We start from the raw sequence: 11,913 nt of genomic DNA, 5'->3' as shown, positions 1-11,913 counted from the left end.
CTGTTATACTATAATGTTACAATATACAATAATGACACAAAATATCTAAAAGGTTTGGAAAATAGCCAGTTCAGAGCTTGGTAATGAATATCTGTTTTGCTTCTTCTTTACGGATAGACAGGTGGTAACCTTTTATATTATAATCCATGGGATCCCCAAGAGGAGCATTCCTGACAAGTTCAATCTCAGTTCCTGCAACCATTCCCATATCCATGAGTTTTCGCCTTGCAGTGCCTTTGACCCTTACCTTTGTTATACTGGCTTTCTCTCCGGGTTTTAGCGTATCCAGTGTGGTCTCCTGATCTTCGTTCAAGTCATTACCTGTCCTTTTTAATGGTAGCTCTAACCTGTTTTTTGTATATAGCAATTTCGCATTACCTAAATTGTTTCAGTATACAAAAAACAAAAGATATTCACATTTATAGTAACAACCATTAGAACACTACAGAGAAATATAATAAAAAAAGAAAATGATAAAAGAATTTCAATAGCAAATTACCGGAATTTATCACTTGTCATGAGTTTTACCATGAATGGGGCAGGTATCTTTTGCAGATGGACTGCAATCAATGTACTTGCCTGTTTCACAATAATAGTTGAAATGGTCCAGCCAGTATGGCCATTCATCCTTCATATTCATAAACTCTACGAACTTGGTGAGCGTTTCAAATGTTTCCGGTGCCAGTACATGCTCTATCTTACAGGCATCCTGATCTGCAATTTCCTTATCCAGACCCAAAATGAGTAAAAAGTCTTTAATGACACCGTGCTTCTCCATGGTGCATTTTGCTATTTTTTCACCTTCAGAAGTAAGTGTGACACCACCGTATTTCTCATAATTGATGTAACCCATCTTGGTAAGCTTCTTGAACATTCCGGTGACACTCGGAGAACTAATATCAAGTTCCCTTGAAACATCCTTGACCTGTGCATAGCCTTTTCTTTCAATTATCTTCTCGATGACCTTCAGATAATCTTCAGTTCTCTCAGTTGTCATTTCAAAACTACCCATGGATTTTGTAAACAGGTTGCCCTTCAATCTAATAATTGTAGGTTATAATTTTGTATACTACAGGTAGTATTTTAAGTTTACCAATTAAACCTACAAAAAATAGTTAATATAAAAATAAGTAAATAAGTGACGGATAAAAAAGGATAGAAATACAGAACGATGCTGTATTAACATCGTTCTTTATTCAGGTATTTTTCAAGCCTGTCCATACCTTCCTTTATGTTCCCGAGACTGTTAGCATAGGAAAAACGTAAATGTCCTTCGCCACCCTGACCAAAATCAATACCAGGAGTAACGGCAACCCCAATATCCTCAAGTATCTGCCTGCTAAGTGCAAGTGAATCCTCACTGAACTTACGAGCATCTGCAAGAACATAATAAGCGCCTTTGGGCTCGACCTTTATATCAAAACCAATCCCCCTGAGCCTCTTAATAAGATAAAGACGTCTCTCGTTGTATGTCTTTACCATCTCCAGCGTCTGCTCCTGCGGACCTTCTAGAGCGGCAACACCTGCATGCTGGACAAATGCATTTGTGGAAATGAAAAGGTTCTGCTGCACTTTCTGCAAGGTTCTGACATACTGCATCGGTGAAATCAGATAGCCAAGCCGCCAGCCGGTCATGGCATACAACTTGGAAAAACCATTAAGAACAAAGGCATTATCAGTATACTCTAATATAGTATGATCCTCACCTTCATAGACAAGTCCCTGATAAATTTCATCAGATATAACTGGGACATCGCCTGCAACCTTTGCAATCCTCTGCAGAGTTTCTGCGGGCAGCACCTGTCCAGTAGGATTAGATGGGGAATTGATAAGAATCGCTTTTGTTTTAGGATTGATATGTGTGGCAAGCTCATCTGGCTGTAACATGAAACCATTGTCCTCATTGGTGTAAATGAAATCAGGCACTCCACCAGCAGTTGTTACAAAATTCGGATAACATGCATAATGCGGATTTGACATTATAATCTCATCACCCTGATCAATAAGCGCAAGGAAAAGCAAGAGCATCGCAGGACTGGTACCTGAAGTTACAATTATCTGCCCGGGATCAATATCCACATCAAACCTGTCTTTATAGTTCTTTGCAATAGCCTGCCGCAGTTCTATAAGCCCCTGGCTGTGTGTGTATCTTGTATTACCTGCGCACATTGCAGCCTTTGCAGCATCACAGATATGCGAAGCTGTTGGAAAATCAGGTTCACCTATCTCAAGGTGGATTATGCTTCTTCCCTCTTCTTCAAGCTGTTGTGCCCTTTCCAGTACCTCCATTACGTAAAATGGAGGAATGTTTGCGACTTTTTCAGATAACATGTTACTCATCGTCCGCGCAAGCTATGTGCGCATTACAGAAAATAAACAGATTCAGGATTGGAACAGAACAATAAAAGATTTTTGTTTCAAAAGCTTGCACAGAATGCCTCAGCCTTTGGTGATGCATTCATATTTTACATCAGCCCTCTGGATATCAGGCACATCTCCCCAGAAACCCATGAACTCACCCTGAATAACAATTGCTCCTTTTATTCCTTCGACATTCTTTACAACATCAAAGGAAGCTTCAACTGCATCCCTCCCGACATCAGTAGCATTTCCAAGAGCAGTTGCCGCAGCATCTGCAAGGGATACATCATCTGAAAATACAACCGCAGCATCTGCCATTCCAAAACTTATGGAAGGACCAACACTACCAGAAGATGTACAAACACCTGTGATTGAGTCTCTTGCTTCCATTACAAAACCAAGATTCTTTAGAGCGGAATTACCTGCATAAATCCCCATAAGTACAGGCCGATCGTTGATAATAGCAATGTCACCGCCGTTATCCACAATAGCAAACTTAGCCCCGGCATCAACCATAGCTTCCACCGCAAGGGCAGATATCGTGCCTGCCACGGCACTCATTGGTCCGATACCCATGGCATTTCCTGCGTTTATCAGCCTGCTGACAACTTCAGGAAAATCACCATTGTGGTCATAAGGCTCAAGGGTACTCTGGAAAAAAGGGTCATATGCAATAAATGATTCAAGTTCCCTGCGATTTTTCCTTATTGACTCACGGGCAACTTCAATATATACTTCTGAGTCTGCCTGAATTGTAACAATGGTCTCCTTCAGCCTGAAATACTCTTTCATAACAATGCATCCGGTAAAAGAATAAAAAAAGAATGTATCACTTGTTATTGCCAAGTGATAAAGCGTTGTGGGGACACATATCTACGCATGTTCCACACTGGATGCATTTTTTATCATCTACAACCAGACTGAAATCTTCTGCAAGAGAGAAAACCTTTGTCGGACAGACAGAAACACATGCACTGCACTCAACACACTCATCCTCATCCCATTTGATAGGTATATCCAGCTTTATGACCATTGCACCTTTATTTGTCAGTGCCTTACACATTTCATCAAACCTATCCGATTCAACATCCGCAACGACTTCGCCGTGGGAACGGTCAAAATGTGCCTGGGAGATGTTCAGCAGTACACCAGTTTCCAGTATAGCTTCCGCCATTATTGGTTTTGTGAGTATATCACTTGAAATATTGATCTTGATCTTCAAATCTATGACCTCCTGGCATACAATTTGCTGATGTCGTCACTTGTAATCATACCTATGACATGTCCGTCTTTATTAATTACAGGCATTGCGGAAACCTCATTCAGATCGAGCCGCCTTGCAACTACCGCCACCTGTTCATCCACATTTGCAGTTATGACCTTGCGGGTCATTATATCTTCCACAAGATCGAATTTGTTGAGAGAAACCGCCTTTGCGATATCCCATGCAGTAATAATTCCTGCCAGAGTCCTGTCATCATTCAGCACAGGGAGATGGTTAAATGAAGTATCCTGTATAATCTTTGCCGCATCATAGACACTGGCATCCTTGTTTATGGTCACCACATTTACAGCCATAATATCGGAAACAATAGCAATACCTTCTGTCTGTTTCATTGGTTTTGCGGATATGTGTTTTGGAAGCCGCTCAACAGGCATTGATACGAAAAACTCCCCTTTTGCTATCCAGTCTTTAAGTTCATTTGCAATTATCCTGGATTTCTTGAAACTTGAAAGCGAAGATGTCGGAACTTCCTTTCCATTGATATCTACAAAGCCACTGCGAAGTTCCTCATAGGTCACATCCCGTATTGCCGGCCTGTCCCTGCTTGGGATACCATAATCCAGAATTTTGGTAGTTACACCCGCATCACTCACCGCAGTTGCCTGGGCTATCTGCTCATTCAGTATTGGAATTGGAACACCCATTCCAACGTAAAGTGAAGTACCGTAACCGGTGAAATTTGCAGCCCTGATATAATCAGTACTCATTTTCTTAAGGTCACCCTGAACCATTAGCGTACCAAAACCTCCGCCGGATGAATGCTGGGTTCCTTCTCCGACTATGTAACCCTGGGCACCTCCGAGGAATATTCTTGTGCCGGTACCGATGGTCATGTAATCCGGATCATTTGATAATGGTGAAAGAACACCGGCACCTGAGTAAGTGACGTTTCCAAATGAAGGGAGTAAGGATCCCATATAAGTGTGAATTGTGCTCCGGGTACTGTTTGTCGCAGCATTATATTTCTGATATGCATTACGAGGGTTCATCATGATGGCCTGGTTCATATCATCAAGGGAAAGTGTGGTATCAAGAACCTTTCTGGGATAACAGTCCGTTCCATGGGACATTGAATGAAGATGCACGGACTTACCGCTTATCAGGTCTTCAATTACATGGGCGCCACCGTAATCCATGCCAAGTGTTTCAGAGATCTGTGTTGCACCGATAAAAGCGTCAACTGCCGCAACACCAGTATATGCCTCCACGTCATTGAGGAAGACCTTTTGCATCTTGATAGGTGGTTCTGAGTGACCGAAGTTCAGCCAGACACCCGATGAACACATAGCACCAAATGTCCCGGTAGTTACAACATCAACTTCCTTTGCAGCCCCTTCTGCACCAAGTTCACCTACAATGTGAACCATTTCCTCGGCAGTGACCACATTGACACTTCCATCTCTGATCTTGCTATTGATCTCGTGAATTGTTTTCTTAACCATGCCATATACCTCTAAAGCATAACAGTAATTTTTTGATACCTATATATTACTTATGGTAATTAGTAATCATAGATACCATTCAGGAACAAATAATGAGATTTAATTTATCTGCGCAATTCCTAATTAAAGTTATGACTCAGACATACCGGCAACAGTAACAGTAAACCAGAAAGTAGTGCCGACACCGGTGCAATTGTCTTCAACATGAATATCCTCACCATGACATTTCAATGCCATGCGGGAAATTGCAAGGCCAAGGCCATGACCACTTTTATGCGAAGTATCAGCTCGTCTGAACCTGTCAAATATCTTAATTTTATCCTCATCAGAGATTCCAGGCCCTTCGTCGGATATGCTTACTTTCCATTTGCTGACTTCCTGTTTAATAGCCACATTAATTGTACCGCTGTCAGGAGAATATTTTATAGCGTTTGAAAGCAGGTTGTAGAAAACTTCCTCGATAATTGGATTAATATGTGCATCACACTGCCTGGGACAGTCAAACTCGACATTGATAGCTTTTTCAGATACTTTTGATAACAGCCGTTCAAGGGCACTATAATAAAGCAAACGAAGATCAAGTTCTTCAATACTCATATCTGAAGCACAATTCAGTTTTGCAAAAACAGCTGCAGAGTCTATTGTCTTTTTCAATTTGGCCGTACTGCTTACAACATGCCCCAGAAGATGCTTTTTTTCATCGTCAGTTTCCAGTTCCTCAAGATAAGCTGCAAATCCTTCTATCAGAGAGATGGAACCAATAAGATCATGACTTGTAACATCTGCAAACATATTTTTGATCTCGTTGGAGTATTCAAGCTGCTTTGCACGTTCTTTTATTGCGTGTTCAAGTATGCGGCGTTCACTGATGTCACGACCGATTAGCACAATATAAGCAATACCTTCATCTTCAACAAACGAGAAGCTTATCTCGACAGGAATTAGCAAGCCATTCTTTGCCAATAATTCAAATTCAACTACAAGATCGCCATCCTCAGCCACGTTACCGATAAGTTCATGCATATCATGCCCATTTATAAAGCAACCTGGATCAAAGATATCCTGATCTAGCATCTCAGCTTCCGTGAAACCAAGGTCCTGAAATACTTTGTCACTAACATAAATGAACTTCTTTGTGACAGCATTGAGCACCATTATGTAATCACTGGACTGGTTTATCAGATTCCTGTAAAGTTCCAGCGACTTAAAAGAATCCCTGAGTTTGATTTTTTCAGCAAGGATATTAGCAACAGATTGCAGGAAGTTTACATCATGTTCAGTGAATTTCCGTTGTTTATCAGTGTGGATGCACATCACACCATACATATAACTCCTGTCGCCGATAATAACAGTGACACTGCTCACAATATTGTGTTCATGAAGAAAACGAGGAATGAAGAACCTGTCCTCTGTTCGCATATCATCTACTACAAGTGGTTTTCCGATTAAAGCCGTATATCCTGAAGGAGAGCCCAGATCTTTATCCACGAGTGCGGAACCCACACACCACTCGCTAAAACCGTATCCATACCTCATCAGGAATTTTCCATCCTGCAGTAGTTCCATAATAAGAGAGAATTTTACATTCAGGGCTTGTGCTGCTGTTTTTAATGCATAATCCATTAATATGTTGATATTATTGCATGAGAGAGCTTTTTCTCCGAGTTTTGAAAGCACTTTCTCCCTGAGATACATATTTTCAATTTTGTCTTCATCGAATGAATAATCATTTTCATAAGTATACTGTGATGCATCGGCTCGTATAATGCAAATTTTTCCACATTTGCTTTTACATTTATCAGGGAACGAAAATACGTCACACATCAAACATTTGAGATTTCCATGTTTATCTGCCAGTCTGAATTTGCGTGACTTTCCGTTTTTGCCCAAAGGTTGAGATGATAAAAAGAAATCACGGAGAGAAGCATAATCTTCCCTGGAGCTAAAGTCTGGCTCAGTATGTTCCGGACTTAAAATATCTTCTGCCGTGAAACCCGTAAGGTCACTCAGCACTTTGTTGGAACAAAGCACCCTGTTATGCTCATCCAGATAGATTACCCCAATATTTAATCTGGTGAACAGATCCTGATCGGTATTCTGCAACAATAACGGCAGAACCGAGTCATTTATGTTTTCTGAACTCGCAGACATTTACATCCCATTTATTATATTTCAGCAGACTAACTAGTGTACACGCGTAGCTCATAAATACATTGTGGTCAACGATTACAAAAAAAGAGATAAAGCCAGATAGCTTTAATCAATATGCACAGAGCGGGAAATGCCCAGTTCTTTCATTTCCATTATTACTTCAAGGACACCATTATGATATCTTGCTTTTGCAGAGTCAGGATCAACACTTGAAGGAAGATCTATACTTTCTTCATACACCACATCTTCGTTTTCCGCACTGATCTCAAGTGATGTTTCAGTAACATTAAGATTGATATCCTCTTTTCTAACATCCTGAAGCTCAATCATGACATGTACTTTATCGTCTATCTCAAATACGTCCATGAGTGGCTTTCTTTCATTTACCTTAAACTGCTGAATAATGGATTCTTCATCATCGTCCTCATCTTCATCATCTGAGAAGATGTTTCCAAATTCCCTGATCTCAGGCTCCTCACCAGGATGACGGGATACTGAAAAACCATAGAAGAAGGGCTGCTTTTCAAAATCTTCGAAGTTAAGACCGAACTTTTCCATCATCTGATCGATGATGTCTTCTATATCGGTAAAACTGCCTTCGTTAAAGATATCGTCAAAAAAACCTCTCTTTTTTCTTTTATCAGCCATAGGTATACTCCGCTTTGCTAGGTAGATAGAAGTCGCACTATTTATTCTTTGGGAACTATTTCTTTCTTTTGGAAGGGGAAGTTTCAGGCATATTATATATAAAAAACAGTAATCAATACTTATATTAACCGTGTCAATATAATTTGTAAATGTAAGAGAACAGGGAGAGAAACCAGATGGAAGACAAATCAAAAATTCAACCTTTTATTGTCGAACATTTACTTGGGAAAGATGTCATAGTATATTGTGGCGGCATTCTCACATTCCGTGGAAATGTTAAAGCATGTAGTGACGGAGTCCTTACCCTTGAGATAACTAAAGACCGGTATTCCCATGTTTCTGTGGACAGTATAATTACAATAAAGTACGATGAAGATTCCTGAATCTTAATTGCTGTTTTTTGAAAGAAAAATTATAATCTTAAGTAAGTATATTTTAATTAGACTAGTTACTGGAGTCATGATAATGGACATGGATTACGATGCTTTTATAGTTGGTACCGGAGTTGCAGGCTCTTCACTCGCATACAAACTTAAGACGGCAGGGATGAAAGTTGCCATTGCAGATAAAGCAGGCTTTGGCGGCATATGTGCTTTTCACGGATGTATTCCAAAGAAGATACTCAGCGGCGCAGCCGAAATCGTAGACAGTGGAAGACGCATGCACGATAAAGGTGTTAACTGTAACCCTAAACTTCAGTGGAGTGACATAATCCGTTTCAAGGATGAGCTTGTCCATTCATATACCGCTCCTAAAGAAGCAGCTTTCAAAAAGGCAGGTATTGATACATATCATGGCACGGTAAGCTTCCATGACCACAATACCTTACTTGTGGGTGAAAAACTCCTGTCTGCAAAGTATATATTGCTGGCAGTCGGTGCAACCTCAAGAAAAATAGACATTACCGGTGCAGAATACCTGACCACAAGTGATGAGTTTCTTGACCTGGAATCTTTGTCTGAAAAAATAATCTTTGCCGGAGGAGGATATATTTCATTTGAATTTGCACACATAGCTGCAAGAGCAGGGGCAGATGTAACTATACTTCACAGAGGAGAAAATCTGCTCAAGAACTTCGATCAGGATCTTGTCAACATATTGGTGGATGCATCAGAAAAAGTTGGTATTAAAGTAATAACCGGACAGGAACTCAGGGAGATCAGAAAACATCTAAACAAAACTGAAAATATTAAAAATACTAAAAATATTGAAAATACTGAATCAAACGATATTAATTCCAAACTGGAACTGGTCACCTTTGATAAAAAATCCAAAAAAGAAGTCACTCACAAATGCGACATGGTGGTCCATGGCCTTGGACGGGTTCCTGACATTGAAGGACTTGAAACTGAAAAAGGCGGCGTGAAACTTGAACATGGTGCAATTGCAGTGAATGAGTACCTGCAGAGTATTTCAAATCCAGCAGTTTATGCTGCAGGAGATTGTATTCTACCCGGACCTGCGCTGACCCCTACTGCAAGTCTTCAGGCAAATGTGGTTGCTTCTAACATAATAGACGGCAACAAACATACAGCAGACTATACAGGCATTGCATCTGCCGTTTTTACAATTCCAACTCTTGCAGCAGTTGGGTTGTCACAGAAGAATCTCACAGAAAAACATAAAGTACTCTCCAGCGATCTCAGCAAATTCTATTCTGCAAGAAGGACAAATCTGGGATACTCTTATTCCAAAGTAATTATTGAGAAGGATACGGAAAAGATAGTTGGCGCACATCTTATCGGACCTGCGGCAGATGATGTCATTAATATCTTTACACTGGCAATTAAAGCAGGACTTACACTTTCAGATGTCAGAGAAGCAATGTATGCATATCCTGCCAGCAGTTATGATGTGAAATACATGCTCAGATGAATACTGGATTCTTTTCCAGGTTATTTTTTCTTCTAAGATTTTACTCCTGAATAGCAGGTGCATCAAATGAACGCAGGCGCGTGGACAGAATTACTACACAGGCAATTATGGCTGCCGTCAGAAGGAAAGACCATATTCCTACAAGTTCGTAAATAAAACCTCCACCTATCAGACCGAAAATACCGGCAAAGCTCATTACACTGCCTGAAACTCCCTGTACCAGTCCCTGATTATCTTTTCCTGCTAGTCTTGCAAGCATTGATTGTATGGAAGGCCACATCAAGCCGTTACCCAGAGCCAGTAATACTGCTGCCACATAGGTGAAGAAGGTATTTCCCAATAGCAGTACCACAAAGTTCAGGCCGAGAATAAAACTACCCCCGAATATCATAGTGGAATCTCTTGCTCTTTTTGACACATATGAAAGAACAGGCCCTTCAACAATTACAAGCACGATACTCAGGAATGAAAAAAAGAAACCCAGCTCTGCAATACTCCATTGAAGATAATTTGCCGCATGGACAGGGAATGCAGTATAAAAGGTATTGAAGCCCAGAAAGAGCAGGAAATAAATTATGAACATCAAGCGTAGAGACTGCATTTTCCAGACATCCCTGATGCCTTGTTTATGATTTTCACTTACATTATTCCCACCAATTGATTCAGGATTGAAAGTTACATTACTGTTGTTTGTATCCTGCATATTGCTACGTGTTTCCGGAATATACAGCGCTATCATTATCAGTCCTGCAAGAGCTATTAAAATTGCAGCCATAACCGGGAGAGCTTCACCATATATCGTCACGCTCAAAAGACCTGCAAGCGCCGGACCCAGAATAAAACCAAGATTTGTAGAAACCGACAGTTTGCCGAAATTACTGCTGCGGTCGCTATCAGTACTGATATCGGCAATATAGGCGTTTGACACGGAAACGTTGCCACCGGTCAGACCATCCAGACCTCTTGCAAAAAAGAGTATAAGCAGAGGTATGGTAATCATGAATTTTCCAAGAAGATCCGAGTCAACGTTAGTCAGTATTATTACCGGCACAAAAAGTGCAATGAAAAACAATATCCACGAGAACAGGGTTCCCGCCTGGCTGACAAACAGAACTTTTTTCCTGCCGTAAATATCAGACCATTTACCAAGAAGAGGCGAACCTATCAATTGAAAAAACGGATACATTGAAGAAAGAAGGCCATATACCAGAGCATTACCTCCAAATCTTTCAACCAGAAAAATAAGGAAGGGAAGAACTAGACTTACCCCCATGGTACCAATAAAATTCACCATGAGAAGAGGATACAGAGATATTTTGTCTTTATTCTCATCCGGCATTTGTTAATATTTTTAGGGTGCGGCTAGTATATGATTTTTTTGTAATCCGAAAGAAAAAGCAAAAAATTAATTTTGATTAGTTGCTTTTAATGCATCCATGGAAGAACTATACCTTACTGATTGTTACCTGAAAGAGTTTGATGCAACTGTTGAAAGTGTAAAGGATGACAAATTTGTGGTTCTGGATAAGACTGCATTTTATCCTAAATCCGGCGGACAGCCGAATGATACAGGAAAACTTGTCAGGAAAGATGGAACTGAATTTCCTGTAATCTTTGCCGGTAAATTTGGAACAGATATCAGCCATGAGGTTTCAAATCCAGGACTTAAAGCTGGAGATAAGGTAAAGGGAATAATTGACTGGGACAGAAGATACCGTTTCATGCAGTATCATACTGCGTGTCACATTCTTAGCGCAATTATTCATAGTGAGACTGGTGCCATGATAACCGGAAACCAGCTTGGAGAGGATAAGACTCGTGTGGATTTCAATCTGGAAGACTTTGACCGCGAGCAGATAGCATCATACGAAAGCAAAGTCAATGAGATTATTGACCGCAATATCCCTGTTAGTATTGATATTATGCCACGCGAAGAAGCTTTCAGCATTCCTTCAGTTGTCAAACTCAAGGATGCATTCCCTCCTGAGATTGAAGAAATAAGAATAATCAGCATCCCTGATGTTGATGTGCAGGCATGCGGAGGAACACACATTGCAAATACCGGAGATATTCCACACATATCAATTATAAAAGCTGAAAACAAAGGAAAAAACAACAGAAGAGTATATTTTAAATTTGCAGATGAGTGAG

The 11,913-nt window shown here is 40.4% G+C and carries 12 protein-coding genes; 3 read left to right on the top strand and 9 right to left on the bottom strand.

Going from position 1 to position 11,913, the window contains the following annotated elements:
* Positions 1-70: 70 nt before the first annotated feature.
* From METTI_RS11840 to METTI_RS11805, 8 genes are all read right to left on the bottom strand, one after another.
* Entirely contained in the window at positions 71-313 is a 243-nt protein-coding gene (locus METTI_RS11840) for a FeoA family protein (RefSeq protein ID WP_048135435.1), read from the bottom strand.
* Between the two features lie 195 nt (positions 314-508).
* Complete coding sequence (locus METTI_RS11835; protein WP_048135433.1) at positions 509-997, bottom strand: metal-dependent transcriptional regulator; 489 nt, start codon at positions 995-997, stop codon at positions 509-511.
* Positions 998-1,179: 182 nt separating this feature from the next.
* A complete protein-coding gene (locus METTI_RS11830; protein ID WP_023846056.1) occupies positions 1,180-2,331 on the bottom strand; it encodes a pyridoxal phosphate-dependent aminotransferase in 1,152 nt (383 codons plus the stop codon).
* Between the two features lie 108 nt (positions 2,332-2,439).
* Complete coding sequence (locus tag METTI_RS11825) at positions 2,440-3,153, bottom strand: UPF0280 family protein (RefSeq protein ID WP_023846055.1); 714 nt, start codon at positions 3,151-3,153, stop codon at positions 2,440-2,442.
* A gap of 37 nt (positions 3,154-3,190) precedes the next feature.
* Entirely contained in the window at positions 3,191-3,583 is a 393-nt protein-coding gene (locus METTI_RS11820) for a 4Fe-4S binding protein (RefSeq protein ID WP_023846054.1), read from the bottom strand.
* 2 nt (positions 3,584-3,585) lie between these two features.
* Positions 3,586-5,088, bottom strand: coding sequence for a homocysteine biosynthesis protein (locus METTI_RS11815; RefSeq protein ID WP_023846053.1), 1,503 nt, complete (start codon positions 5,086-5,088; stop codon positions 3,586-3,588).
* Between the two features lie 129 nt (positions 5,089-5,217).
* Positions 5,218-7,239 carry a GAF domain-containing sensor histidine kinase gene (locus METTI_RS11810; RefSeq protein WP_023846052.1) on the bottom strand — a complete coding sequence of 674 codons (2,022 nt, stop codon included), beginning with the start codon at positions 7,237-7,239 and terminating at the stop codon, positions 5,218-5,220.
* Between the two features lie 105 nt (positions 7,240-7,344).
* Positions 7,345-7,887, bottom strand: a complete 543-nt coding sequence (locus METTI_RS11805) for an Hsp20/alpha crystallin family protein (protein ID WP_023846051.1) — start codon at positions 7,885-7,887, stop codon at positions 7,345-7,347.
* A 176-nt stretch (positions 7,888-8,063) separates the two neighbouring features.
* Here METTI_RS11805 and METTI_RS11800 point away from each other — a divergent pair, with 176 nt between their 5' ends.
* A complete protein-coding gene (locus METTI_RS11800; protein WP_023846050.1) occupies positions 8,064-8,270 on the top strand; it encodes an MM0924 family protein in 207 nt (68 codons plus the stop codon).
* A gap of 76 nt (positions 8,271-8,346) precedes the next feature.
* Positions 8,347-9,762, top strand: a complete 1,416-nt coding sequence (locus METTI_RS11795; RefSeq protein ID WP_245596120.1) for a dihydrolipoyl dehydrogenase family protein — start codon at positions 8,347-8,349, stop codon at positions 9,760-9,762.
* A gap of 40 nt (positions 9,763-9,802) precedes the next feature.
* Here the strand turns inward: METTI_RS11795 and METTI_RS11790 are convergent, their stop codons facing one another.
* Positions 9,803-11,101, bottom strand: coding sequence for an MFS transporter (locus tag METTI_RS11790; protein ID WP_023846048.1), 1,299 nt, complete (start codon positions 11,099-11,101; stop codon positions 9,803-9,805).
* Between the two features lie 97 nt (positions 11,102-11,198).
* Here METTI_RS11790 and alaXM point away from each other — a divergent pair, with 97 nt between their 5' ends.
* A complete protein-coding gene (gene alaXM, locus METTI_RS11785) occupies positions 11,199-11,912 on the top strand; it encodes an alanyl-tRNA editing protein AlaXM (RefSeq protein ID WP_023846047.1) in 714 nt (237 codons plus the stop codon).
* Position 11,913: the final 1 nt, after the last annotated feature.

This window comes from Methanolobus tindarius DSM 2278, assembly GCF_000504205.1.
Lineage (GTDB): Archaea > Halobacteriota > Methanosarcinia > Methanosarcinales > Methanosarcinaceae > Methanolobus > Methanolobus tindarius.
The sequence above is the reverse complement of the archived record's forward strand: the minus strand, read 5'-3'. Positions and strand labels throughout refer to the sequence as shown.

Excerpts from the sequence above, each read along its gene's own strand:
- METTI_RS11835 (WP_048135433.1), bottom strand. The coding sequence starts at position 997 with ATGACAACTGAGAGAACTGAAGATTATCTGAAGGTCATCGAGAAGATA.
- METTI_RS11830 (WP_023846056.1), bottom strand. The coding sequence starts at position 2,331 with ATGTTATCTGAAAAAGTCGCAAACATTCCTCCATTTTACGTAATGGAG.
- METTI_RS11825 (WP_023846055.1), bottom strand. The coding sequence starts at position 3,153 with ATGAAAGAGTATTTCAGGCTGAAGGAGACCATTGTTACAATTCAGGCA.
- METTI_RS11815 (WP_023846053.1), bottom strand. The coding sequence starts at position 5,088 with ATGGTTAAGAAAACAATTCACGAGATCAATAGCAAGATCAGAGATGGA.
- METTI_RS11810 (WP_023846052.1), bottom strand. The coding sequence starts at position 7,239 with ATGTCTGCGAGTTCAGAAAACATAAATGACTCGGTTCTGCCGTTATTG.
- METTI_RS11805 (WP_023846051.1), bottom strand. The coding sequence starts at position 7,887 with ATGGCTGATAAAAGAAAAAAGAGAGGTTTTTTTGACGATATCTTTAAC.
- METTI_RS11800 (WP_023846050.1), top strand. The coding sequence starts at position 8,064 with ATGGAAGACAAATCAAAAATTCAACCTTTTATTGTCGAACATTTACTT.
- METTI_RS11795 (WP_245596120.1), top strand. The coding sequence starts at position 8,347 with ATGATAATGGACATGGATTACGATGCTTTTATAGTTGGTACCGGAGTT.
- METTI_RS11790 (WP_023846048.1), bottom strand. The coding sequence starts at position 11,101 with ATGCCGGATGAGAATAAAGACAAAATATCTCTGTATCCTCTTCTCATG.
- alaXM (WP_023846047.1), top strand. The coding sequence starts at position 11,199 with ATGGAAGAACTATACCTTACTGATTGTTACCTGAAAGAGTTTGATGCA.